The sequence below is a fragment of the Kluyvera genomosp. 1 genome (assembly GCF_001266615.1).
Lineage (GTDB): Bacteria > Pseudomonadota > Gammaproteobacteria > Enterobacterales > Enterobacteriaceae > Kluyvera > Kluyvera cryocrescens_A.
In genome coordinates this window covers 76,850-100,563 of the sequence record NZ_LGHZ01000015.1, presented here as the reverse complement: position 1 = coordinate 100,563, position 23,714 = coordinate 76,850, and the positions used below count along the sequence as shown (strand labels likewise).

23 protein-coding genes and 3 tRNA genes are annotated in these 23,714 nt (G+C 52.2%); 19 read left to right on the top strand and 7 right to left on the bottom strand.

Annotated elements, in window-relative coordinates:
- Positions 1-29 precede the first annotated feature (29 nt).
- The 6 genes from fliZ to sdiA all read left to right on the top strand — a co-directional run bounded on the left by fliZ (position 30) and on the right by sdiA (position 5,008).
- Entirely contained in the window at positions 30-581 is a 552-nt protein-coding gene (fliZ, locus tag KP80_RS10110; protein WP_052283519.1) for a flagella biosynthesis regulatory protein FliZ, read from the top strand.
- 86 nt (positions 582-667) lie between these two features.
- A complete protein-coding gene (gene tcyJ / locus KP80_RS10105) occupies positions 668-1,468 on the top strand; it encodes a cystine ABC transporter substrate-binding protein (RefSeq protein WP_052283518.1) in 801 nt (266 codons plus the stop codon).
- 81 nt (positions 1,469-1,549) lie between these two features.
- Entirely contained in the window at positions 1,550-2,536 is a 987-nt protein-coding gene (dcyD, locus tag KP80_RS10100; RefSeq protein WP_052283517.1) for a D-cysteine desulfhydrase, read from the top strand.
- Between the two features lie 13 nt (positions 2,537-2,549).
- On the top strand, positions 2,550-3,218 hold the full coding sequence (gene tcyL / locus KP80_RS10095; RefSeq protein ID WP_052283516.1) for a cystine ABC transporter permease: 669 nt from the start codon (positions 2,550-2,552) through the stop codon (positions 3,216-3,218).
- On the top strand, positions 3,215-3,967 hold the full coding sequence (tcyN, locus tag KP80_RS10090; RefSeq protein WP_052283515.1) for an L-cystine ABC transporter ATP-binding protein TcyN: 753 nt from the start codon (positions 3,215-3,217) through the stop codon (positions 3,965-3,967). The genes tcyL and tcyN overlap by 4 nt, the downstream gene beginning before the upstream one ends.
- 318 nt (positions 3,968-4,285) lie before the next feature.
- Positions 4,286-5,008: a transcriptional regulator SdiA gene (gene sdiA, locus KP80_RS10085; protein WP_052283514.1), complete on the top strand. Its 723-nt coding sequence runs from the start codon at positions 4,286-4,288 to the stop codon at positions 5,006-5,008.
- Positions 5,009-5,078: 70 nt separating this feature from the next.
- Here the strand turns inward: sdiA and KP80_RS10080 are convergent, their stop codons facing one another.
- Positions 5,079-5,303 carry a DUF2594 family protein gene (locus KP80_RS10080; RefSeq protein ID WP_052283513.1) on the bottom strand — a complete coding sequence of 75 codons (225 nt, stop codon included), beginning with the start codon at positions 5,301-5,303 and terminating at the stop codon, positions 5,079-5,081.
- A 457-nt stretch (positions 5,304-5,760) separates the two neighbouring features.
- Here KP80_RS10080 and uvrY point away from each other — a divergent pair, with 457 nt between their 5' ends.
- The 12 genes from uvrY (at position 5,761) to KP80_RS10015 (ending at position 15,502) form a co-directional block, all read left to right on the top strand.
- Positions 5,761-6,417, top strand: coding sequence for a UvrY/SirA/GacA family response regulator transcription factor (gene uvrY / locus KP80_RS10075; RefSeq protein ID WP_052283512.1), 657 nt, complete (start codon positions 5,761-5,763; stop codon positions 6,415-6,417).
- Positions 6,414-8,246: an excinuclease ABC subunit UvrC gene (gene uvrC / locus KP80_RS10070; protein WP_052283511.1), complete on the top strand. Its 1,833-nt coding sequence runs from the start codon at positions 6,414-6,416 to the stop codon at positions 8,244-8,246. Before uvrY ends, uvrC begins: the two co-directional genes overlap by 4 nt.
- Before the next feature lie 55 nt (positions 8,247-8,301).
- On the top strand, positions 8,302-8,850 hold the full coding sequence (gene pgsA / locus KP80_RS10065; RefSeq protein WP_052283510.1) for a CDP-diacylglycerol--glycerol-3-phosphate 3-phosphatidyltransferase: 549 nt from the start codon (positions 8,302-8,304) through the stop codon (positions 8,848-8,850).
- Between the two features lie 151 nt (positions 8,851-9,001).
- A tRNA-Gly gene (locus tag KP80_RS10060) sits at positions 9,002-9,077 on the top strand.
- Between the two features lie 43 nt (positions 9,078-9,120).
- Positions 9,121-9,194, top strand: a tRNA-Cys gene (locus KP80_RS10055).
- Between the two features lie 12 nt (positions 9,195-9,206).
- Positions 9,207-9,293: transfer RNA gene (locus tag KP80_RS10050), tRNA-Leu, on the top strand.
- Positions 9,294-9,750: 457 nt separating this feature from the next.
- A complete protein-coding gene (locus tag KP80_RS10040) occupies positions 9,751-10,872 on the top strand; it encodes a branched-chain amino acid ABC transporter substrate-binding protein (protein ID WP_052283508.1) in 1,122 nt (373 codons plus the stop codon).
- A 65-nt stretch (positions 10,873-10,937) separates the two neighbouring features.
- Entirely contained in the window at positions 10,938-11,852 is a 915-nt protein-coding gene (locus tag KP80_RS10035; protein ID WP_052283600.1) for an ABC transporter permease subunit, read from the top strand.
- 9 nt (positions 11,853-11,861) lie between these two features.
- Positions 11,862-13,151: a high-affinity branched-chain amino acid ABC transporter permease LivM gene (gene livM, locus KP80_RS10030; protein ID WP_052283507.1), complete on the top strand. Its 1,290-nt coding sequence runs from the start codon at positions 11,862-11,864 to the stop codon at positions 13,149-13,151.
- Positions 13,148-14,026, top strand: a complete 879-nt coding sequence (locus tag KP80_RS10025; protein ID WP_052283506.1) for an ATP-binding cassette domain-containing protein — start codon at positions 13,148-13,150, stop codon at positions 14,024-14,026. Before livM ends, KP80_RS10025 begins: the two co-directional genes overlap by 4 nt.
- Complete coding sequence (locus tag KP80_RS10020) at positions 14,023-14,739, top strand: ABC transporter ATP-binding protein (protein WP_052283505.1); 717 nt, start codon at positions 14,023-14,025, stop codon at positions 14,737-14,739. Before KP80_RS10025 ends, KP80_RS10020 begins: the two co-directional genes overlap by 4 nt.
- Before the next feature lie 94 nt (positions 14,740-14,833).
- Positions 14,834-15,502 carry a YecA family protein gene (locus KP80_RS10015; RefSeq protein ID WP_052283504.1) on the top strand — a complete coding sequence of 223 codons (669 nt, stop codon included), beginning with the start codon at positions 14,834-14,836 and terminating at the stop codon, positions 15,500-15,502.
- A 242-nt stretch (positions 15,503-15,744) separates the two neighbouring features.
- Here KP80_RS10015 and tam read toward each other — a convergent pair whose 3' ends face one another.
- The 3 genes from tam to tyrP all read right to left on the bottom strand — a co-directional run bounded on the left by tam (position 15,745) and on the right by tyrP (position 19,769).
- A complete protein-coding gene (gene tam / locus KP80_RS10010; protein ID WP_052283503.1) occupies positions 15,745-16,506 on the bottom strand; it encodes a trans-aconitate 2-methyltransferase in 762 nt (253 codons plus the stop codon).
- A gap of 104 nt (positions 16,507-16,610) precedes the next feature.
- Positions 16,611-17,885 (bottom strand): Glu/Leu/Phe/Val family dehydrogenase, encoded by a 1,275-nt coding sequence (locus KP80_RS10005; protein WP_052283502.1) that lies wholly within the window; start codon positions 17,883-17,885, stop codon positions 16,611-16,613.
- Between the two features lie 672 nt (positions 17,886-18,557).
- Positions 18,558-19,769 (bottom strand): tyrosine transporter TyrP, encoded by a 1,212-nt coding sequence (gene tyrP, locus KP80_RS10000; RefSeq protein WP_052283501.1) that lies wholly within the window; start codon positions 19,767-19,769, stop codon positions 18,558-18,560.
- Between the two features lie 195 nt (positions 19,770-19,964).
- Between tyrP and KP80_RS09995 the strand changes: the two genes are divergently transcribed.
- Complete coding sequence (locus tag KP80_RS09995) at positions 19,965-20,204, top strand: YecH family metal-binding protein (RefSeq protein ID WP_052283500.1); 240 nt, start codon at positions 19,965-19,967, stop codon at positions 20,202-20,204.
- 33 nt (positions 20,205-20,237) lie between these two features.
- Here the strand turns inward: KP80_RS09995 and ftnA are convergent, their stop codons facing one another.
- From ftnA to KP80_RS09980, 3 genes are all read right to left on the bottom strand, one after another.
- Positions 20,238-20,735, bottom strand: a complete 498-nt coding sequence (ftnA, locus tag KP80_RS09990) for a non-heme ferritin (protein WP_052283499.1) — start codon at positions 20,733-20,735, stop codon at positions 20,238-20,240.
- 190 nt (positions 20,736-20,925) lie between these two features.
- Complete coding sequence (gene yecR / locus KP80_RS09985; protein ID WP_052283599.1) at positions 20,926-21,261, bottom strand: YecR family lipoprotein; 336 nt, start codon at positions 21,259-21,261, stop codon at positions 20,926-20,928.
- A gap of 85 nt (positions 21,262-21,346) precedes the next feature.
- On the bottom strand, positions 21,347-23,461 hold the full coding sequence (locus KP80_RS09980) for an HD domain-containing phosphohydrolase (RefSeq protein ID WP_052283498.1): 2,115 nt from the start codon (positions 23,459-23,461) through the stop codon (positions 21,347-21,349).
- Between the last annotated feature and the right edge of the window lie 253 nt (positions 23,462-23,714).

Genomic DNA, 23,714 nt, shown 5'->3' with positions numbered 1-23,714 from the left:
GCCGCATTATGAAATGAAAACCCGGAGTTATCATAATGATGCAGGTAAAAAGACGGCCATTAAGCCGCTATCTGAAAGACTTCAAACACAGCCAAACGCATTGCGCACATTGTCATAAGCTGCTGGATCGCATCACGCTGGTTCGTGAGGGGGAGATAGTCAATAAAATCGCTATCTCTCGCCTGGATACGCTCATGGATGAAATCGCGTGGCAGCAGGAACGTAGCGCATGGTCCGCCCTGTGCCGTTTCTGCGGTGACCTGCACTGTAAAGAACAAAGCGCATTCTTCAATATCATCGGCTTTAAACAATATCTCCTCGAACAGACGGACATGAGCGCCGGTACGGTGCGTGAATATGTGGTGCGCTTGCGGCGGTTGGGAAACCACCTCAATGAGCATCAGGTTTCGCGTACGCTGCTGCGCGAGCGCCACGCCGAAGACCAGCTTGAGCAGTGGCTGCCAACGGTCAGCACCAACAATTATCGTATTGCGCTACGCAAATACCTGCGCTTTCAGCGGCAGATAGCGCCCCGTGACGAGCAAAACTTCGCGGACTGCGAAACCTCTGATATATATTAAATTGGAATAAGATGTATCTCATGGGTGTTTGTCATTGATGGCGAACGGTTTACACTAGCAAAAAAGTGAATCTTTTCGGGGGCATAATGAAGCTGAAGTTTGTGGGTCGTCAGGCGCTGATGGGCGTAATGGCCGCTGCGTTAGTAGCGGGAGCAAGCGTTCAGGCGTTTGCTGCTGAGAATTTATTAAACCAGGTGAAAGAGCGCGGCACGCTGCGCGTTGGGTTGGAAGGCACCTATCCTCCGTTCAGTTTCCAGGGTGAAGATGGCAAGCTGACCGGTTTTGAAGTCGAGTTTGCTAATGAACTGGCAGAACACCTGGGCGTGAAGGCCGATCTGAAGCCGACCAAATGGGACGGCATGTTGGCTTCTCTCGACTCTAAGCGTATCGACGTGGTCATCAACCAGGTGACGATTTCGCCAGAGCGCCAGAAGAAGTATGACTTCTCCACCCCGTATACCATCTCCGGGATTCAGGCGCTGGTGAAAAAAGGCAGTGAAGACACCATTAAAACGGCGGCTGACCTGAAAGGGAAAAAAGTCGGCGTTGGTCTGGGTACCAACTATGAAGAGTGGTTGCGTCAAAACGTGCAGGGCGTAGATATCCGCACCTACGATGATGACCCGACCAAATACCAGGATCTGCGTGTAGGCCGTATCAATGCCATTCTGGTGGATCGCCTGGCCGCGTTGGATCTGGTGAAGAAAACCAACAATACGCTGGCAGTGGCCGGTGATGCGTTCTCTCGTCAGGAATCCGGCGTGGCGCTGCGTAAAGGTAACGAAGATCTGCTGAAAGCGGTGGACGGTGCTATTGACGCCATGCACAAAGACGGTAGCCTGAAGGCGCTGTCTGAAAAATGGTTCGGTGCTGACGTCACGCAATAATCGCACTGATTTAAAAAAGGCGCTGAAAGGGCGCCTTTTTTTATTTAGAGCGCATAATAAAAACGAGACTAAGGAGATTCTATGTCACTGCAAAATTTAACCCGTTTTCCGCGTCTGGAATTTATTGGCGCGCCAACGCCGCTGGAATACCTGCCGCGTTTTTCTGACTATATTGGCCGCGATATTTTCATTAAGCGTGATGACGTCACGCCGCTGGCGATGGGCGGCAACAAGCTGCGTAAGCTGGAATTTTTAGCCGCCGATGCGCTGCGCGAAGGAGCCGACACGCTGGTGACCGCTGGGGCGATTCAGTCTAACCACGTGCGCCAGACGGCGGCGGTGGCGGCGAAACTGGGGCTTAACTGCGTGGCGCTGTTGGAAAATCCGATGGGCACCAAAGCAGAGAACTATCTCAGCAACGGCAACCGTCTGCTGCTCGACTTGTTCAATACCCAGGTTGAGATGTGCGACGCACTGACCGATCCGAATGCGCAGCTGGCCGAACTGGCGACGCGCATTGAAGCGCAGGGTTTTCGCCCGTACGTGATTCCGGTGGGTGGCTCAAATGCGCTGGGTGCGTTGGGCTATGTGGAAAGCGCACTGGAAATCGCTCAGCAGTGCGAAGGGGCGGTGTCGATCTCTTCCGTGGTCGTGGCGTCCGGCAGCGCGGGCACTCATGCAGGCCTGGCGGTAGGGCTGGAACAGGTGATGCCAGAGGCTGAGCTGATTGGCGTGACCGTCTCGCGTAAAGTGGCCGATCAGTTGCCAAAAGTGGTGACGTTGCAGCAGGAAATCGCCCGCAGCCTTGAACTCACGGTAAACGCAGGGATCACTCTGTGGGACGACTATTTTGCCCCGGCCTATGGTGTTCCTAACGATGAAGGCATGGAAGCGGTGAAACTGCTGGCACGTCTTGAAGGGATTTTGCTCGATCCGGTTTACACCGGCAAAGCGATGGCGGGGCTTATTGATGGTATCAGCCAGAAACGCTTCAAAGATGAAGGGCCAATTCTGTTTGTTCATACCGGCGGTGCGCCAGCGCTGTTCGCTTATCATCCTCACATTTAAATAGAACGCGCCCATGCAAGAAAGTATTCAATTAATTATCGATTCCGCGCCGTATTTGCTTAAAGGCGCTGTTTTCACCCTCCAGCTGAGTATCGGCGGGATGTTCTTTGGCCTGCTGCTGGGGTTTATTCTCGCGCTGATGCGGATGTCGTCCATTGCGCCGGTGCGCTGGCTGGCGCGCTGCTATATCTCGATTTTTCGCGGTACTCCGCTTATCGCACAGCTGTTTATGATCTACTACGGCCTGCCGCAGTTTGGTATTGAGCTGGATCCTATTCCGTCGGCGATGATTGGCCTGTCGCTCAACACGGCGGCCTACGCGGCTGAAACGCTGCGCGCGGCGATTTCGTCTATCGATAAAGGGCAGTGGGAAGCTGCCGCCAGTATCGGCATGACGCCGTGGCAAACGCTGCGCCGGGCAATTTTGCCGCAGGCCGCACGCGTGGCGTTGCCGCCGCTGTCGAACAGCTTTATTAGCCTCGTGAAGGATACCTCGCTTGCCGCCACCATTCAGGTGCCGGAGCTGTTCCGCCAGGCGCAGCTGATTACTTCGCGTACGCTGGAAGTGTTTACCATGTATCTGGCCGCCTCGCTGATTTACTGGGTGATGGCGACGGTGCTGTCGGCGCTGCAGAACTATTTTGAAAACCAGCTTAACCGCCAGGAGCGAGACCCGAAATGAGTGCTATTGAAGTCAAAAACCTGGTGAAAAAATTCCACGGTCAAACGGTGCTACACGGCATTGATCTTGACGTGGAAGAGGGGGAAGTGGTGGCAATCATCGGGCCAAGTGGTTCCGGTAAAACCACGCTGCTGCGCAGTATCAATCTGCTCGAACAGCCGGAAAGCGGCACCATTCGGGTGGGGGAGATCACCATTGATACCGCGAAGCCTATCGGCCAGCAGAAAGGATTGATCCGCCGTTTACGTCAGCATGTTGGTTTTGTTTTCCAAAGCTTTAATCTGTTCCCGCATCGTACGGTGCTGGAGAACATTATCGAAGGGCCGGTTATCGTCAAAGGGGAAGATAAGCCGGGGGCGATTGCCCGCGCCCGTGAACTGCTTGCGAAAGTGGGGCTGGTGGGGAAAGAGGAGAGCTATCCGCGGCGTTTGTCCGGCGGGCAGCAGCAGCGTGTGGCGATTGCCCGCGCGCTGGCGATGCGTCCGGACGTCATTTTGTTTGATGAGCCGACCTCGGCGCTGGATCCTGAGCTGGTCGGCGAGGTGCTAAACGCTATTCGCGCGCTGGCGCAGGAGAAGCGCACAATGGTGATTGTGACCCATGAGATGAGTTTTGCTCGCGATGTGGCTGACAGAGCCATCTTTATGGATCAGGGGCGAATTGTGGAACAGGGTGAAGCCAAGGCGCTGTTTGCCAATCCGCAGCAAGCGCGTACCCGTCAATTCCTTGAGAAATTCCTCATGCAGTAGCGCAGTTTCGCGCCCTGCTCGATGAGTCAGGGCGCGAGTTAATGACTTATTTTCCATCGCAAATGATGGGCTAACGCTGACATCGTGTTTTTCATAAATAATTTTACTTAAGTATACTTAATCAATAGGTAGATATTATGCCATCTGATGATCGCTGAAAGCGTCCGGTTGCGGGAATATCGCGCCATGAGTTACGAAAATAGAGTGAATTCGGTTTATTTTGTTGATGCATGATATTTTATACATATAAATAAGATTTATGTGTTAGTTTTCTGTATTCATAAAAATGATTCTTAATCAGGGGGTTTCTCGTTAGTGATGAGAGACGATGATTTTTTCAGTTGGCGGCGGGAAATGCTGCATCTTTTCCAGGCAGCTTCGGCAAGCGACCAAATCTATCAGCTGCTCCAGCAGCAAACGGAACGTCTGGAGTACGATTTCTTCGCCCTGTGCGTTCGTCATCCTGTGCCTTTCACGCGGCCTAAAATTTCGGCGTATAGCACGTATCCAGATGCCTGGATGTCGCACTACAAGTCAGCAAACTATATGGCCATCGATCCGGTGCTTAAACCCGGTAATTTTTCATTGGGCCATTTGCGCTGGAATGACGAGCTGTTTTGCGATGCGCCAGAGCTATGGAGTGCTGCGCGCGATCACGGCTTGTTGACCGGTGCCACGCAGTGCTTGATGTTGCCAAATCATGCTCACGGCTTTTTGTCGGTGTCGAGAACGCGTACCTCACGTAATACCCGCGCGGAAGATGAAATAGCGCTCCGTTTACAGATTCTGCTGGAATCGAGCCTGCTGGCATTATTACGTCTGGAAGATGAGATGGTGATGCCGCGGGAAATGAAATTCAGTAAGCGTGAATTAGAAATTCTGAAATGGACGGCGGAAGGTAAAACGTCGGCGGAGATCTCGATGATTCTGGCTATTTCGGAAAATACGGTGAATTTTCACCAGAAGAACATGCAGAAGAAATTCAATGCGCCGAATAAAACGCAGATTGCCTGCTATGCTGCGGCGATTGGCGTGATCTGAGCTGTTTCGAGGTTCTGCGTGCCAGACCGCAAACCGGCTGTGAGCAATGCTGCTGACAGCCGGTTTATTATTACTGGCGGTAAGCTTGTTTAATTTGCTTAACGGTGCTGGAAAATACGGCAGCCTGAGCGTCATCTTCTAACTGCGCAATTTGCTTTTCCATCTTAATAATCACACGGCCCGCGTCAGCCTGGCCCATAGCCTGCAGCATCAGGGTCAGCAGAGATTTCAGGCAGGAAACTTCCTGTGCCAGATTTTGATTATTTTCAGCGGTGGAAAAATCAGGTGTGCTCATTTATTGCCTCGTACGATTTCTGCGCAATATGCGCGATGCGGATTATGAAAGCGGCGCAGTATACCACAAGCCTAAAGAAAAATAGGAGTGACGATTTTTTGCGCGCTGCTCAGATCTGATATTAATTATTATTTAACAGTGTATACACAGCAAGTTAGCGTTGAATTGTTTAATTATGGTTCATGCTCCGTTAATTGTTGTTACATATTATAAGTCGTAATTATCAAATATACGACAAAGTCTCTGTTTACACCGCTTTAGCAGATAAACGTAGTAGGCATCAGCCCCTGCATCTTCTTGTTTTTTAGAACTTTCCAGAAGATGTACATGATTATTTCCAAAAACGAGATCGAAATCGAAGCTCTGGCATTTTTAGACTTTCACAGTTGATATAAAACCCGGTACTATGGGGGAATTAAGCAGTAGTAGCGTTATCCCTATTCTGGAGATTATTCCTTTGATCAACGTCCTTCTTGTTGATGACCACGAACTGGTGCGCGCAGGGATACGACGCATTCTCGAAGATATAAAAGGTATTAGAGTCACTGGCGAAGCCAACTGTGGAGAAGATGCGGTGAAGTGGTGCCGTGCTAATCCTGTTGATGTTGTGCTTATGGATATGAACATGCCGGGGATTGGCGGCCTCGAGGCAACGCGTAAGATTGCGCGTTCCGCGGTCGATACCAAAATCATTATGTTAACCGTCCACACGGAAAACCCACTGCCAGCGAAAGTGATGCAGGCGGGTGCTGCGGGTTATCTCAGCAAAGGCGCCGCACCGCAAGAGGTGGTTAATGCTATTCGCTCCGTGTTCTCCGGGCAGCGCTATATTGCCTCGGACATCGCACAGCAAATGGCATTGAGTCAGATTGAACCGGAGAAGACGGAATCCCCGTTTGCCAGTTTGTCTGAACGTGAATTGCAGATTATGCTGATGATCACTAAAGGTCAGAAGGTGAATGAGATCTCAGAGCAGCTGAGTCTGAGTCCTAAAACGGTAAACAGCTATCGCTACCGCATGTTCAGTAAGCTGAATATCCACGGTGACGTTGAGCTGACCCACCTGGCAATTCGCCATGGCCTGTGCAATGCGGAGTCGTTAGCAAGTCAGTGAGTGATGTTTTTGATTCAAAAGCCTTTCTGAAAACCGTGACCAGCCAGCCCGGCGTTTATCGAATGTATGACGCCGGCGGCACGGTTATTTATGTCGGCAAAGCTAAAGATCTGAAAAAGCGTCTTGCCAGCTATTTTCGTACCAACGTAGCTTCCCGCAAAACGGAAGCCCTGGTCGCCCAAATCGCCCAGATTGATGTCACCGTTACCCATACCGAGACCGAAGCGCTGCTGCTTGAGCATAACTACATCAAGCTGTATCAGCCGCGCTACAACGTTTTGCTGCGTGACGACAAATCTTATCCTTTTATTTTCCTGAGTGCTGATACGCACCCGCGTTTGGCGACCCATCGTGGCGCTAAACATGCGAAAGGCGAATACTTCGGGCCGTTTCCGAACGGCTATGCGGTGCGTGAAACGCTGGCGCTGTTGCAAAAAATCTTCCCGATTCGCCAGTGCGAGAACAGCGTTTACCGCAACCGTTCGCGCCCCTGCCTGCAGTATCAAATTGGCCGTTGTCTTGGCCCGTGCGTGAAGGGGCTGGTGAGTGAGGAAGAATATGCGCAGCAGGTCGACTACGTGCGTTTATTCCTTTCCGGCAAAGACGATCAGGTGCTCACGCAGCTTATTGCGCGAATGGAAAAGGCCAGCCAGGAATTAGCGTTTGAAGAAGCGGCTCGCATTCGCGATCAGATCCAGGCCGTACGTCGGGTGACCGAGAAACAGTTTGTCTCTAATAACGGCGACGATCTTGACGTTATCGGCGTCGCCTTTGAGGCGGGGATGGCCTGCGTCCATGTGCTGTTTATTCGCCAGGGCAAAGTGCTGGGCAGCCGTAGCTACTTCCCGAAAGTCCCGAACGATACCGAGCTTGGGGAAGTGGTGGAGACCTTCGTCGGCCAGTTCTACTTCCAGGGCAGCCAGGTCCGAACCTTGCCGGGAGAGATCCTGCTCGATTTCATGCTGAAAGATAAAACGCTGCTGGCGGATTCGTTATCCGAAATGGCGGGTAGACGAATTCAGGTACAAACCAAACCGCGCGGTGACCGTGCTCGCTATTTAAAACTGGCGCGTACCAACGCGGTGACGGCGCTGTCGACCAAGCTGTCGCAGCAGTCCACCGTTCATCAACGCCTTCAGGCGCTGGCCGTAGCGCTTAAACTGCCGGCGATTAAGCGGATGGAGTGCTTTGATATTAGCCATACGATGGGTGAGCAGACCGTTGCTTCCTGCGTGGTCTTTGATGCCAATGGCCCGCTGCGAGCCGAGTATCGTCGCTATAATATTACCGGTATCACCCCGGGCGATGACTATGCCGCGATGAATCAGGTTTTACGCCGTCGTTACGGTAAGGCGATTGATGAAAGTAAAATCCCCGACGTTATCCTGATTGACGGTGGGAAAGGGCAGCTTGGGCAAGCGAAGGCTGTTTTCGCTGAACTGGATGTGCCGTGGGATAAGCATCATCCTCTGCTCCTTGGCGTTGCTAAGGGCAGCGATCGTAAAGCTGGGCTGGAGACGCTATTTTTCGAGCCGGAAGGTGAGGGGTTTAACTTGCCGTCGGATTCTCCGGCGCTGCACGTTATCCAACATATTCGCGATGAATCGCACGATCACGCCATTTCAGGCCATCGTAAGAAACGAGCGAAGGTGAAAAGCACCAGTACGCTGGAGACGATTGAAGGCGTGGGGCCAAAACGGCGTCAGATGCTGCTCAAATATATGGGCGGTTTGCAGGGGTTGCAGCAGGCAACCATCGATGACATCGCGAAAGTGCCCGGAATATCGCTTGGGTTAGCAGAAAAGATCTTCTACTCGTTGAAACATTAGGGGCTCTGTAGCAACATAGGGCTAATATTTACTAACAACAGATAGTTACCACGCCATGCAATATAATATCCCTACATTGCTTACGTTGTTCCGCGTCATCCTGATTCCGTTTTTCGTGCTGGCGTTCTACCTTCCCGTTGTCTGGTCGCCGTTTGCCTGCGCGCTGATCTTCTTTATTGCCGCGATAACCGACTGGTTTGATGGCTATCTTGCCCGCCGCTGGAACCAAAGCACGCGCTTCGGTGCCTTCCTCGATCCGGTTGCGGATAAAGTGATGGTGGCGATTGCGATGGTGCTGGTGGCCGAGCACTACCACACCTGGTGGGTGACACTGCCAGCGGCGACCATGATTGCTCGCGAGATTATCATCTCCGCGCTGCGTGAGTGGATGGCCGAACTGGGTAAACGCAGCAGCGTCGCTGTCTCCTGGATCGGTAAAGTGAAAACGACCGCACAGATGACTGCACTGGTTTGGATGCTGTGGCGTCCAAATATCTGGGTTGAGTGGGCGGGTATTGCATTATTCCTGGTGGCGGCGGTACTGACACTGTGGTCAATGCTGCAATATTTGAACGCTGCGCGCGGGGATTTGCTTCAAGAGTGATCGTTTCGCCGTTATTTTCAGCAAACGACACAAAGTTGCGAAAAATACCGTTGACTCATTGCGTCAGATAAGTAGAATGCAACGCATCGAACGGCAGCACTGATTGCCAGACGATAGCAAAATCAAGTGGTTAGCAAAACAACTTGATAATGCGGGAATAGCTCAGTTGGTAGAGCACGACCTTGCCAAGGTCGGGGTCGCGAGTTCGAGTCTCGTTTCCCGCTCCAAATTAAAAGCATCGGCAATTGCGGGTGTTATTAAAGCTTCAAAGGCGCGTTAGCAAAGCGGTTATGTAGCGGATTGCAAATCCGTCTAGTCCGGTTCGACTCCGGAACGCGCCTCCACTTTCTTCCCGAGCCCGGATGGTGGAATCGGTAGACACAAGGGATTTAAAATCCCTCGGCGTTCGCGCTGTGTGGGTTCAAGTCCCACTCCGGGTACCATGGGAAAGTAAAGAATAATCAAAGCAATAAGCAGTGTCGTGAAACCACCTACGGGTGGTTTTTTTGTTTTTGTCTCAAGCCGCTCATCATTGCACCGAAAAATTCCCCCGTTTGCACCATCAGCTAACATAACCCGTACATTTTGCAGCAAAAATGCGCAAAGCGTGACTATTGCATTATTTATGTACTTTATTGTTAACCAGATGTGATCGCCCCCGTAATTTCACTTCAATGAGCCGGAAGCCCCAAAACGGCGCTCTATACTCAAAATTGTCGAATTCCAGGCAATGGTGCGCAAAGTTGGCAACCATTTTGCTTAATGATTTGGCCTGAAAAGCGTAAGGAAACCTCGCCGTTATCAGCAGGATATTGTCAGGATGTCGTTTGTTTTGGTGAACGTGCCAGTCGTTCGGCTTCACACCGCTATGCATAAACCTCATTGCTAAGGTAGATAATAATGTCGCTGAAATTGATTAGAAGTCCGCTTTCTCTTGTGTTGGCAGGTTGTCTGGTGACGGCGTTTTCCGCCCAGGCTGATATCGTGATTGGCGTTGCCGGGCCGTTTACCGGGCCGAATGCGACTTACGGCGATCAGTACTGGCACGGTGCGACTCAGGCCGCAGAAGATATCAACGCCGCTGGAGGAATTAACGGCGAAAAAATTAAGCTGGTGCAGGGCGATGATGCCTGCGAGCCCAAACAGGCCGTGTCGGTCGCGAACCGGCTGGTCGATCAGGATAAAGTCCAGGCCGTTGTCGGCCACTTCTGTTCTTCTTCTACTATGCCGGCTTCCGAGGTTTACAGTGACGCCGGGATTATCGCTATCACCCCCGGTTCAACCAACCCGCTGATTACCGAACGTGGCATGAACGACATGTTCCGCATGTGTGGCCGTGACGATCAGCAGGGCGGCGTGGCCAGTGATTTCATCATCGATAAACTGAAAGCCAAGCGCGTAGTGATTATTCACGACAAAGACACCTACGGGCAGGGGCTGGCGGATGCCACCCGCGCGGCGTTAGCCAAACGCGGCGTGAAGGACGTGATGTATGAAGGGCTGTCGCGCGGCGAAAAAGACTTTAATGCCCTGGTGACCAAAATTGGTGCGCAAAAGCCGGACGTGGTGTTCTTCGGCGGCTGTCACCCGGAAGCGGGTCCACTGGTGCGTCAGATGCGTGAGCAGGGCGTACAGGCGGCATTCTTCTCCGGCGACTGCATCGTCAATGAAGAGATGGTCACCGCGGCGGGTGGCCCTCAGTATACCAAAGGCATCTATATGACCTTCGGTAAAGACCCTCGTCTGATCGCTGATGGCAAAGCCGTTATCGAAAAATTCCGTGCCAACAAGTTTGAGCCAGAAGGCTACACCCTTTACTCCTATGCCTCTATTCAAGCCATTGCTGCGGCGTTTAAAGCCACCGGTGGTACCGATTCAACCAAAGCTAGCGCCTGGTTGAAGGCTAATCCTGTGGAAACCGTGATGGGCAAAAAAGCCTGGGATAGCAAGGGCGACTTGAAAGTCTCGGACTACGTCGTTTACCAGTGGGATGACAAAGGCAAATATAAAGAAGTCGAGTAACGCTCAGCGCCGGTGTGGCGACATACCGGCGCTCAATAATAGGCCTATAACAAGAGCGCACGATGATGGAGACATTCTTTCTGCAGCAGTTAGTCAATGGCTTGACGCTCGGTTCAGTTTACGGATTGATAGCCATTGGTTACACCATGGTGTACGGCATTATTGGCATGATTAACTTCGCTCACGGCGAAGTGTATATGATTTCAGCTTATCTCTGCGCCATCGGTCTGGCGCTGCTTTCTTTCTTCGGCCTGCATTCATTCCCCTTGCTTATCCTCGGCACGCTGGTGTTTACCATCGTAGTGACCGGCGTTTATGGCTGGACGATTGAGCGCATTGCTTACAAACCGCTGCGTAACTCTACCCGTCTGGCGCCGCTAATCTCCGCCATCGGCATGTCGTTAATTCTGCAAAACTACGCGCAAATTAGCCAGGGGCCGCGCCAGCAGGGCGTGCCAACGATGCTGGATGGTGTGCTACGTCTGCATCTTGGCGAAGGGTTCGTGCAAATCACCTATACCAAAATCTTTATCCTGGTGGCCTCGTTTGCCGGGATGCTGCTGCTGACCTGGATCATCGGCAATACTCGCTTAGGGCGCATGTGCCGCGCGGTCCAGCAGGATCGCAAAATGGCGTCCATTTTGGGCATCAATACAGACCGGGTTATCTCGCTGGTATTTATGATTGGTGCAGCGATGGCGGGGCTTGCCGGGGTTCTGATTACCATGAATTACGGTACCTTTGATTTCTATGCCGGATTTATTATTGGCATCAAAGCGTTCACCGCCGCAGTGCTCGGCGGCATCGGCTCCTTACCGGGGGCAATGCTCGGTGGGCTACTGTTGGGCGTGGCTGAAGCGCAATTCTCCGGCATGGTGAACTCGGACTACAAAGATGTGTTCTCATTCGGCCTGCTGGTGGTGATCCTCATTTTTCGTCCGCAGGGGCTGCTCGGCCGCCCAATTGTGGCCAAAGTGTAGGAGCTGAACATGACGACCTTAACGGCTTCTCACGATGGCTTTTCACTCAAACGCTGCGTACTGGATACCATTTTTTCAGGTCTGGTAGCGCTGATCCTTTTTGGCCCTATTGTTGGCGTGGTGCTGGACGGCTATAGCTTTAACTTCGAAGGACAGCGGCTGGTGTGGATCATCGCCGCGGTGATGGTGGGGCGATTTCTGCTCAGCGCGTTTTTGATGACCCAGACGGGCCGCAGCTTTGCCGCGCGTTTTGAAGGGGATAGCGCGGGCGTCTACGTGCGCCCGGCAGGCTACAAAAGCCGGATGCGCTGGATCATTCCGCTGGTGCTCGCGCTGGCGATTTGCTTCCCGTTTGTGGCCACTAAATATGTGCTGACCGTTGCGATTCTCGGTTTGATCTATGTCCTGCTGGGGCTAGGGCTCAACATCGTGGTCGGTTTAGCGGGCCTGCTGGATCTGGGCTACGTGGCTTTTTACGCCATTGGTGCTTACGGCCTGGCGCTGGGTTATCAGTATTTAGGGCTGGGTTTTTGGTCAATGCTGCCCATTGCCGCGTTGATGGCCGCTGCCGCCGGAGCGCTGCTTGGTTTCCCGGTATTGCGCATGCACGGCGATTACCTGGCGATTGTCACCCTCGGCTTTGGTGAGATTATCCGCCTGATCCTCAACAACTGGCTGAGTTTTACCGGCGGTCCGAATGGGATTTCCGCACCGCCGCCAACCTTTTTTGGACTTGAGTTCGGTCGTCGAGCCAAAGAAGGCGGCGTGCCGTTCCATGAGTTTTTCCATCTCAGCTACAACCCCAATATGAAGTTTATCTTTATCTACGCGGTGTTAGTGCTGGTGGTGCTACTGGTGCTGTACATCAAGCATCGACTGACGCGGATGCCGATTGGCCGGGCGTGGGAAGCGCTGCGTGAAGATGAGATTGCCTGCCGTTCGATGGGGCTAAACCACGTATTGGTGAAGCTGTCGGCCTTCACGTTGGGTGCTTCAACAGCCGGGATCGCCGGGGTATTCTTCGCCACCTACCAAGGTTTTGTGAACCCGACTTCATTTACCTTCTTTGAATCGGCGTTGATCCTCGCCATCGTGGTGCTGGGCGGTATGGGCTCTACCGTCGGCGTGGTGCTGGCGGCGTTTGTGCTGACCGTCACCCCAGAGCTGCTGCGCAGTTTTGCCGAATATCGCGTGCTGCTGTTCGGCGTGCTGATGGTGGTGATGATGATCTGGCGGCCGCGCGGCCTGATTCGTATTAATCGCAGCGGCTATGCCGTGCGTAAGGGAGTCGCACCATGAGCCGCGATGTGATTTTAAGCGTTGAGCATCTGATGATGCACTTTGGCGGTATTAAAGCGTTAAACGACGTTAACCTTGAAGTGGAACGTGGATCAATAACCGCGCTGATTGGGCCAAACGGTGCAGGGAAGACCACCGTTTTTAACTGCCTGACTGGATTCTATAAAGCCTCGGGTGGCCATATTCTGTTTAATGCGCGCGGTAAAACCACCAACGTCATTCAAATCCTCGGGCAGAAATTTCAGCCGGGCGACTGGCTAAATCCGACACGGCTTGGCTCGCGGCTGTTCTATAAAATGTTCGGCGGTACCCATCTGGTGAACCGGGCGGGACTGGCGCGCACGTTTCAGAATATCCGCTTATTCCGCGAAATGTCGGTAGTGGAGAACCTGCTGGTGGCACAGCATATGCAGGTGAACCGCAACCTGATTGCCGGGGTGCTGAATACGCCAGCCTATCGCCGTGCGGAAAGCGAGGCGCTGGACCGCGCGTTTTACTGGCTGGAGGTAGTGGATCTTGTTGATTGCGCTAACCGGCTGGCGGGAGAGATGTCTTACGGCCAGCAGCGCCGGCTGGAGATTGCGCGCGCGATGTGTACCGGGCCGGAGATTCTCTGTCTTGATGAACCTGCCGCTGGGCTCAACCCGGTAGAGACGCTGGCGCTAAGCAAAATCATTCGTTTCCTGCGCGAACATCATGCGATAACTGTCTTATTGATTGAACATGATATGGGAATGGTGATGGAGATTTCAGACGATATTATCGTGCTCGATCATGGTGATGTGATTGCACAGGGCAAAGCTGAACAGATCCAGCATGACGAAAAGGTGATTGCCGCCTATCTGGGTGCCAGTGAAGACGAGGTTCATCTATGAGCGAGCCGATGCTGGAATTTCGTGAAGTGGATGTTTTTTACGGCGTGATCCAGGCGCTCAAACAGGTGTCCTTGCAGGTCAATAAGGGGGAAACCGTGTCTCTTATTGGTGCTAACGGTGCGGGGAAATCGACGCTATTGATGTCTATTTTCGGCCAGCCCCGAGTGCGCAGCGGGCAGATCTTGTTTGGCGGTGAAGATATTAGCCATAAATCGACCCACTTTGTCGCCTCGGCGGGGATTGCGCAGGCGCCCGAGGGGCGGCGAATTTTCCCAGACATGACCGTCGAAGAGAACTTACTGATGGGGACGATTCCCATTGGTAATAAATATGCCGCTGAGGATCTGCAAAGCATGTTCGATCTTTTTCCTCGGCTAAAGGAGCGGCGTAAACAGCGGGCGATGACCATGTCTGGCGGTGAGCAGCAGATGCTGGCGATAGCCCGCGCGTTGATGAGCCGCCCTAAGCTGTTGCTGTTGGATGAACCGAGTCTGGGACTGGCGCCGATTGTGGTGAAACAGATCTTCCAGACGTTGCGTGAGCTGGCGAGCAACGGCATGACCATTTTTCTGGTGGAGCAAAATGCCCATCACGCGCTCAAGCTCTCGGATCGCGGATATGTGATGGTCAACGGACAGATCCGTCTCAGCGGCAGCGGCGAGGAGCTGCTGGGCAATGAGGATGTGCGTAAAGCGTATCTGGGCGGTGTGTAACATAAGGGGCAATGATGCTGGAGTTCAGCGGTAAACTCCTGCATCATTGCGCCTGAATCTAAGATACACGTCATCAACAACGGTAGAGATAAGTATGAATACGGGACCATTAACCGAAAGCGAACTGGAATGGCTGGACGAGACGATTGCCAAATATGCCACCGATGCGTCAATTATCGACGTGTCCGAACTGGACGGCATGCTGACCGCCGTGCTTTCGTCTCCGCTGGAGATTGAACCAGCCGAATGGATGTTCGCCGTATGGGGTGGGGCCGAACACGTGCCGCACTGGGCGACCGACCGCGAGCGCGACCGCTTTGTGAATCTGGCACTGCAGCACATGAGCGACATTGCCGACCGTCTGAATGATTATCCTGATCAGTTCGAGCCACTGTTTGGTACGCGCGAAGAAGAGGATCAGGAGCTGACCATCGTTGAAGAGTGGTGTTACGGCTATCTGCGCGGTGTGGCGTTGAGCGACTGGACCGGTCTGCCGGAAGAATTGCAGTCTGCGCTGGATAACATCGCTCTGCACGGCGACGAAGAAAAAACCACTGAGCTGGGTAAATTTACTGCCGAAGAGTATGTCGATAGCATCGACCAAATCCGCCCGGCGGCGCTGGCGCTGTATGACTACTGGATGGACAATCCAAAAGAAAAGCCGGTCAAGCAGCCGATTGTGAACGCGCCAAAAGTGGGCCGCAACGATCCGTGCCCGTGCGGCAGTGGGAAAAAGTATAAGCAGTGTTGCTTAGCAAAATAAGCATGAATGCCGTCTAAGTCAGGCGGGTATTGATTAGCTAAGCGATATTACTCTCAGCTTTCCAGCCGATTGCGCTCCTTGTGCACTGCATGCCATATAACCTGTGCAGCACAAGGAGCGCGGCGCTCCCCTTAGCCCGTTACGGATGCCAATGTTTCATGTTCTGCCAAACATAACGTGAACGGAATATTGCGCTGAACTGGCAGACACTACTTTCTGCAGCAGTCATCGCTATCTCTGACTCAGCGGTTAACCCGCCGGGCGACAATAAATAAGCGCGGGAACGCCAGCAGCACCTGGCCATTTTTTTGCCGTGGATAATGTTCTTCCAACAATTGCAGGTAGCGTTGCAGGAAGGCCTGCTGGCTAACGCTATCCAGATCCTGCAGATATGGGCGTAGTCCGGTGGCGCTGAGCCATTCGATAATCGCCTGATGCGACACCAGCGGATGGAAATAGGTGGTTCGCCAGATATCGACATCACAGCCGCTTTGCGTCAGCAAATCATAATAAACCGCAACGCTCGGTAACGGCGTTCGCGCACGCGGTGGATGGCCCAGTTCATTGGCGACCTGGCGCATTGAAGCATGGGACGGTTCTTGCCAGTTATCCGGCATTTGCACCGCAAGTACGCCATCTTTTGCCAGCAATGAGGCGAGATGGGGAAACAGCGTCGGATGATCGCCCACCCATTGCAGCGACGCGTTAGCGTAGAGCACATCCAGCGGTTGTTCCGGCTGCCACTCGCTGATATTAGCGTTTTCAAACTGGCAATCAGGCAGCGCCTGCTGTGCTTTTTCCAGCATTGCGGGCGAATTATCTATACCGGTGATTGCTGCATCTGGCCAGATATCGCGCAGCAGCTCGGTACTGTTGCCCGGGCCACAGCCTAAGTCGGCAATATATTTAGCGGAAGGTTTGGCAATACGGGCTAACAACTCTGCCGCCGGGCGGGTACGTTCGGAGGCAAATTGCAGGTATAACGAGGGGTTCCAGTCGGCCATGCCTGACTCCTTTGGGTGTCTTAACGGCATACAGCATAGCTCAGCCCGGCCAATTTGGTAGAAGAAAGGCGGTGAGCCGCCGGAGCCGCTCACCGTTGGCTGTATTAGCCTGGATAGATCCCGCGATCTTTACGCGCCAGCAAAATGCGCTCACAGGCAACGATATAGGCTGCCGTACGCAGAGAGCAGGTTTTTTCCGCGGCTTTTTCCCAAACGTGCACCATCGCATCGGTCATGATTCTGTCCATACGGGCGTTGATCTCTTCTTCGCTCCAGAAGAAGCTCGCCATGTCCTGTACCCATTCAAAGTAACTGACGGTTACACCGCCGGCGTTACACACCACGTCTGGTACAACGACAATACCGCGATTGGCGAGAACATCATCGGCATCCGGGTAAGTCGGGCCGTTTGCACCCTCCAGCACCAGTTTGCATTTGAGAATCTCGGCGCGCTGACGGGTAATCTGGCCTTCCAACGCCGCTGGAATAAATATGTCCATATCCACTTCCCAGAACGCTTCGCTGGCAATGGTGTCAGCCCCCGGGAAACCGGCAATCTGTTTGTGCTCGATCTGCCAGGTCGTCAGCGCATCCATATCAATGCCGTTCGCATTGAACAACGTCGCGGTATGGTCCTGAATTGCCACCACGCGTGCGCCTGCACCAGAAAACAGACGTGCCGCTTCGCTGCCGACGTTACCGAAGCCTTGCACCGCAACGCGTGCCCCTTCCACTTCAATATTGGCGCGGCGTGCCACTTCCCGGCCGCTGATGTAGACGCCGCGACCGGTGGCTTTCTCGCGACCCAGAGAACCGCCAAGATGAATCGGTTTGCCGGTGACAACGCCGGTAATGGTAGTGCCATGGTTCATGGAGTAGGTGTCCATCATCCACGCCATCACTTTGCCATTAGTCCCGACGTCCGGAGCTGGGATATCTTTTTGTGGCCCGATGATAATGCCAATCTCGCTGGTGTAACGACGGGTCAGGCGCTCAAGTTCACCTTCAGACAGTTCGAATGGGTTCACACGGACGCCACCTTTCGCACCGCCGTACGGCAGGTTCAGGGCTGCACACTTGATGGTCATCCACGCGGACAACGCCATGACTTCATTGAGGTCTACATCCGGGTGGTAACGCACGCCGCCTTTGCCCGGGCCACGCGAGAGGTTGTGCTGGACACGATAGCCTTCAAAATGGCGGATTGAGCCATCGTCCATCTGGACAGGAATATCGACAATCAGTGCGCGTTTAGGGTGACGAAGGGTATCGATCCAACGGGATAACTCACCGAGATAAGGAGCGACACGTTCGATTTGTTGCAGGTAGGTGTTCCAGGCAGATGTCTTGCTTTCGGAAGCATAAGATAACTTATCCATGATAAACCTTAGTCTTGTTAGTAATATATTCTTGGTTAGCCGTGGTATGCAGTGTTACTCACTGCATGCGTTAAATTTAACATTTATTTAAAATTTAGCACTCGTGTTGCACTAAAAAGAGGCAGCGGTGGCGGGCTTTTAACATCTCCGGACTGAATAATTATCTACTTTGCGGATGCGAAGTGAGAGGAATTGCCTGATTTCACATTGCCATTACGGTTGCGGATGCAATAAAGAGACAACCTAACGGGATTAGGTATTTATAGGTCGAGTGGGGATTCTTTGTCGTCAATTTTGACGAAAATCGCGACTAATGTGAAATTAACGAGTTTATCCGAGAGTGGAAAATAGCTGGAGGGGTAAGGGCATCACTTTAGGATGGAGGTTTCAGTTAACTGTTTGTTTTATAATGTTAAATAAAAACATTAGCATTATGGCACAAGCCGGATATGACGATAAAACTCATTCAGCAGCGGGAGGTATCATTTAATGGCAGGCTGCAATGATAAATGAAATGAAAATAACGCTGGGTGATCGTGGCGGCTTATATGCATTTGGTATGAATAACTATTACCGGAATTAATTTTCTGTAATTATGATGTGCTTCAAAAAATGATTCACACCCCAGAAACATCATCCACGCGCGGCGATGACGTTTCTGGGGGATTCAGGCTAGCCTACCGACGGCAGTAAACCGCTCGCAATACTTGCCTGAATCAGAATGACCGCAATCCCGCAGGCAAATACCAGCCACAGCATCGGTTTGCCACCGGCGACACGGTAGCCGCCTTCCGGGTGATGTTTGCGGCTTTGCAGGGTGAGCAGCGAGGGGATAATCAACGCCAGCACCGCCAGTGCGACGCCCGCGTAACCCAGCGCCATCACAAAACCGCGTGGATAGAACAACGCAAAGGCCAGAGGCGGCAGGAAGGTAATCGCGCCGGTATGCAGACGGCCACGCACGGTATTTTTACGCTGGAACAGGTCGGCCAGGTAATCAAACAGACCCAGCGCCACGCCGAGGAAGGAGGTTGCCAACGCCAGGTCGGCAAACAGGTGTACGGCCAGTTCAACGTGAGGCGAAGCAACGACTTCGCGGATCGCCATCAGCAGACCATTTAAGCCACTGTGCTGCTCCATCAGTGCGCCGAATACAGGCGCGTCGATGCTACCCAGCGTCGCGAGCTGCCAAAATAGGTAGGCCACCAGCGGGATCGCGCTACCAATCACAAATACCCGGCGTAGTTTACGCACATCGCCGTTCATATAGCTGACGATGCTCGGTACGCTACCGTGGAAACCAAAAGAGGTGAAGATAACTGGAATAGCCGATAGCGCTAGCCCTTGCTCAAGCGGTAGCGTCAGTAGGTTAATTTTGTGGATATGTGGCAGCAGCAGAACCAGCATAACAATCAAAAAGATAATTTTGGCGCTAAAGAGGAAGCGGTTGAAGAGATCGACCAGCGACGTGCCGATGCAGATAACCAGACCGCCAACGGCAGTGAACAGCAGGACACCGAGAGCAGGAGGCATATCAACGCTGAACCATTGGCTGAGACTTGAGGCCAGTAACTCACCTGCGCCGCTGATATAGGCAGCGGTTAACGCATACATCAGGAACATCATGCTAAACCCGGTGACCCACTGTCCGTAGCGTCCCAGGTAGCGCAGCGCCAGTGACCCCAAACCGGTATCGGCAGGAACGTGCTGATAAACTTCCAGCAGCAGCAGGGCGGTATAGCACATCAACGCCCAGAGCCCGACTAACAGTACCAGCGTAACGCCAAACCCCACGCCCGCAGAGGCCAGCGGCATCGCCAACATTCCTGCGCCGATCGTGGTGCCGGCTACGATTAAAATACTCCCCAGGGTACGATTTCTCACGCTTTCCTCTACTTCACGACATCATCACAACAAAAGATGTCGCGCAGAGTATGTGAAAGCGATGTTTTCGTCAAATCTGAATTACAGCAGGTGTATTGATAAGTTTACGATTTTAAGGTGCGAGAGAAAACTGCGCTAGCGCAAAACATATAATCTAAATGCAGGTTATGTTGGCACTTTATTAGGGGAGGAATCATGGAATCTATTCACGGCCACGAAGTACTCAATATGATGTTGGCGTCCGGCGAGCAATACAGTATTGAAAGCCTCGAAGCGGCAATTCATGCACGTTTTGGCGAGCAGGCGCGTTTTCACACTTGTTCGGCGGAAAATATGAGTGCTGGCGAGTTAGTTGCATTTCTGCATCAGAAAGGAAAATTTATTCCGCAGGAATTTGGCTTTAATACCGCTGAAAGTAAAATCTGCCGTCATTAATCGGCAGCGGCGCGAAACGCCGCTGCCCGATAATTAATTCTGCGTATCGAGTGTTGCCAGTTCTTTATCGATAAAGTACAGGCCTTCTCCGCTTTTACCCGCCAGCGTCAGTTTATCAATCACCGATTTAAACAGTTTCTCTTCTTCATGCTGTTCAGCGACATACCATTGCAGGAAGTTAAAGGTCGGATAGTCCTGATGAGTCATCGCTGCATGTGCCAGCTCATTGATCTTGCTGGTAATCAGCTGCTCATGTTCGTAGGTCACGCGGAACAACTCATCCAGTGAAGCGTACTCAGCAACCGGGCTCTGTACCGTGTTGATGCGCGGCAGGCTGCCGGTGTCGGTCAGATAATCAAACAGGCGCTGCATGTGCGTCATCTCTTCTTGCGCATGGCGACGCAAAAAGGCCGCTGCACCCTCAAAGCTGTTGAAACTGCACCAGGCGCTCATCTGTTGATACAGCAGTGAAGAATAGAGTTCGAGATTCATCTGTTCGTTTAATTTCTCGATCATGGGGGCTTTAAGCATCGTTTTCGCTCCTGATAAATTCGTTACAAGTTAATTACCGCGAAACTATAATTTGTTATTAAATTATTTGCAAAAGGTAAATATAAAATTAATTATTTAATAATACGAATGGGAATAAAACTCATTGTCATAAATATAACGATAAAATAAAGGCGAGAATAAATAACGCCGGGGCAAACCGGCGAAGGCATTAATAATAGGCGGTAGAAACCGGAACGTTGGCGATGCCGCGGCACTGATACTGAAGCGTGATGTGCTCATTGAGGCACAGTGCGCCGCTGGTGGTGGTACAGGTGGTGATCGGCTGGCCGTAGGCAAATGCGGTAGCGTAACCCATTTGCTGGCAGGCTTTATTAGCTTCGGAACGGGCAATGTAGTCGTCGGTTCTGGCGTTTTGCAAAATGGCCTGGCCGTAGGTCAGGCGCACGATACCGCTATTGGCATCAACTTCACTCACGCTTGCCGCACGGGGAACCGAACAGGCGGAAAGTGCCAGCAGGAAGGGGATAAGAATGAGGCTTTTCATCAATTCGCTCTGCGCAATCTGTCGTAACCTCATTGTAGCTCCCTTAACTGCGGGCAATCCTTTGAATAGTCGCTAGATCCGTCGGCTAATCCATTTGTGAATCATAAATCGCCTGAAACTGGAGATGCAGCTGGCTAAAGAGTTTCACCAGCACTGGATCAAAATGACTGCCCGCGTTGTTGACGATAATTTCATACGCTCCTTCATGTGAGAAGCTCGGTTTATAGACGCGTTTTTGGCGTAGTGCGTCATAAACATCGGCGATCGCCAGAATTCGCGCTTCTATCGGGATCTCCTCACCGGCCAACCCTTCTGGATACCCTGAGCCATCCCATTTTTCATGATGATAGTGAATCAGATTTTCAGCGACGGATCCCAGTACCAGCCCCTGCACGATTCGCCAACCTTTCATGGTATGTTGCTGAATTTGCTTGAACTCATCCTCAGTAAGCCGACCATTTTTCCGTAGAATATGCTCAGGTACGGCAATTTTGCCGATATCGTGAAGCGAAGCGTAGGTTTCGATGGCCCTAATGGTTTTGGGCGGAAGCTTCAGGTTACGTGCCAGCAGGCTGCAGTAAGCGGCCACACGACGAATATGGCAGCCGGTTTCATCATCGTGAACATGGTTAATCGTCTCCATGGCTTCGACAATGCTGCGATTAATGGCACGATTTTTATTCATGTGTCGCCACATCATCAGCATCATGCTGAGGATAAAAACCAACAGAACCAGAAGCCCTGCGCTGATAATCTGAAGGGCGTTTTTGCTTAGCGACATCGGTGCCACCGCGCTCGTGGGCGGCATCAACTGGTGGCGATAGCTGGAAATGAGGTGCACCTGAGCCAGCAGGGCGTAGAGAGGATGAGCGGGGTCAACCCAGGTACCAATCTGGTAGCTGGAATGGGTAAGCCCGGCCACCTTTAGCGCGCCACGGAACAGATCGCTGCCGCGTAGCGCCTGCTCGAGTGATGATAAATCGCCAAGAATGAAATCAATATAATTGTTATCAATGGCATCCAGCAGTTCATCAATCGAGGCGCGAGAGATGAGCGTTACATCGGTGCCAAAGCGCTGGCGCAAATAGTAGGCGGCGAAGGAGCCGCTGATGACGCCAATACGCTGGTGGCGCACTTGCTCTTCATCAATGATGAAAGGCTGACCGATCTTGTTGTAATAGGCGTTATACCAGTTAGAGAGTGGCCCGACTAATCCCTCCATTTGTGCGCCGTTACGCACATCAATAATGTCTGCCAGATGGATGGGCCATCCTTCATTCTGCATTCGGATCATATAGTTATCAACGAACTGAACGTCGACGTTAATGTTCAGCAGGTCGCGCAGATTGTTGAGCATACTGATGGCGCTACCGTGATACCCCTTATCGTCTTTCCAGATGATAGGGGCAAAGCTTTCGTTCTTGGGTAATTGAATCGTCAGATGATTATTCTGCAGCCAGGCGCGTTCTTCATCGCTTACCGTCAACTGGTTGCGAAGAAATTCAATCTGGCTTTGTTCTTCCAGCGCTTGCAGCTTTCCGCTTTGCTGCCATTCGTTTATCAGCTGATCGATATTGCTGCGCATATATATCAGCTCCGGACTCAGGCCGAACGAAGCGGTAATGTGCAGGGAATTAAACGGACGTGAAATGGTGTAGTAATACTGTGGATTGCCGATTTCACGGTCTTCATTAATGTAGAAATCCGCGCCGCCGCTACGAAGGATCTGTAACGCCTCTTTGCTGCTATCCACTTCAATGATCTGCTGGAACTTTAGCGCTGGAAAAGTCTGTTGGACCAACTCCTGGGTATGATCGCTGCGGCGAAAAATGGCGCGCGTGTTTTGAAGCTCGCTAATCGATTTCGCCTGGCGGGTTATGCTGGCGGCGACGATGGTGTTGTCAAATAGACGAGCCGATAAAATATTGTTGTGCAGATGGCGTTTGGTTTGCAATACGCTGGCATAGAGGCCGTAATCATGGTGGTGAAAACGTTGTTCAAAGGTCGTGCCGTCGATCGGACGCAGGGTCAGGTTATATCCATAGCGTGAATTGATGGCATGAAGCAGCTCAGCGTAAAAACCGTGGTATTGCCCGTGACTATCGCGCCAGAATTCAAAGCTGTCGGCATCAAGCACCCATACGGGGATCGGTGCGGCAGACTTAACCTTCTGCGGGGGGACCGCATGGGTGCGGGGCATGCAAACGAGTAACAGGGTCAGTAGAACAAGGAGACCCAGTCCGTGTCGAAAAAATCGGCAGTTCTGTGTCACAAGTCAGTTCCTTTGCAGTGACTATTTAATCCATTTAATAGCGTATAAAAAGCAGGGATTTTCTATCCCTGTACTAGTCTAGTCGACCATTTGGCCGGTAGACAGTAAATAATTAACGGTTTATGTAATGATTTATCAATTCGGTGGAGAACAAAAGTGTGACCGCATTGGTAAAAATCAA

Excerpts from the sequence above, each read along its gene's own strand:
- tcyJ (WP_052283518.1), top strand. The coding sequence starts at position 668 with ATGAAGCTGAAGTTTGTGGGTCGTCAGGCGCTGATGGGCGTAATGGCC.
- dcyD (WP_052283517.1), top strand. The coding sequence starts at position 1,550 with ATGTCACTGCAAAATTTAACCCGTTTTCCGCGTCTGGAATTTATTGGC.
- tcyL (WP_052283516.1), top strand. The coding sequence starts at position 2,550 with ATGCAAGAAAGTATTCAATTAATTATCGATTCCGCGCCGTATTTGCTT.
- tcyN (WP_052283515.1), top strand. The coding sequence starts at position 3,215 with ATGAGTGCTATTGAAGTCAAAAACCTGGTGAAAAAATTCCACGGTCAA.
- sdiA (WP_052283514.1), top strand. The coding sequence starts at position 4,286 with ATGAGAGACGATGATTTTTTCAGTTGGCGGCGGGAAATGCTGCATCTT.
- KP80_RS10080 (WP_052283513.1), bottom strand. The coding sequence starts at position 5,303 with ATGAGCACACCTGATTTTTCCACCGCTGAAAATAATCAAAATCTGGCA.
- pgsA (WP_052283510.1), top strand. The coding sequence starts at position 8,302 with ATGCAATATAATATCCCTACATTGCTTACGTTGTTCCGCGTCATCCTG.
- KP80_RS10040 (WP_052283508.1), top strand. The coding sequence starts at position 9,751 with ATGTCGCTGAAATTGATTAGAAGTCCGCTTTCTCTTGTGTTGGCAGGT.
- KP80_RS10035 (WP_052283600.1), top strand. The coding sequence starts at position 10,938 with ATGGAGACATTCTTTCTGCAGCAGTTAGTCAATGGCTTGACGCTCGGT.
- livM (WP_052283507.1), top strand. The coding sequence starts at position 11,862 with ATGACGACCTTAACGGCTTCTCACGATGGCTTTTCACTCAAACGCTGC.
- KP80_RS10025 (WP_052283506.1), top strand. The coding sequence starts at position 13,148 with ATGAGCCGCGATGTGATTTTAAGCGTTGAGCATCTGATGATGCACTTT.
- KP80_RS10020 (WP_052283505.1), top strand. The coding sequence starts at position 14,023 with ATGAGCGAGCCGATGCTGGAATTTCGTGAAGTGGATGTTTTTTACGGC.
- KP80_RS10015 (WP_052283504.1), top strand. The coding sequence starts at position 14,834 with ATGAATACGGGACCATTAACCGAAAGCGAACTGGAATGGCTGGACGAG.
- tam (WP_052283503.1), bottom strand. The coding sequence starts at position 16,506 with ATGGCCGACTGGAACCCCTCGTTATACCTGCAATTTGCCTCCGAACGT.
- KP80_RS10005 (WP_052283502.1), bottom strand. The coding sequence starts at position 17,885 with ATGGATAAGTTATCTTATGCTTCCGAAAGCAAGACATCTGCCTGGAAC.
- KP80_RS09995 (WP_052283500.1), top strand. The coding sequence starts at position 19,965 with ATGGAATCTATTCACGGCCACGAAGTACTCAATATGATGTTGGCGTCC.
- ftnA (WP_052283499.1), bottom strand. The coding sequence starts at position 20,735 with ATGCTTAAAGCCCCCATGATCGAGAAATTAAACGAACAGATGAATCTC.
- yecR (WP_052283599.1), bottom strand. The coding sequence starts at position 21,261 with ATGAAAAGCCTCATTCTTATCCCCTTCCTGCTGGCACTTTCCGCCTGT.
- KP80_RS09980 (WP_052283498.1), bottom strand. The coding sequence starts at position 23,461 with ATGCCCCGCACCCATGCGGTCCCCCCGCAGAAGGTTAAGTCTGCCGCA.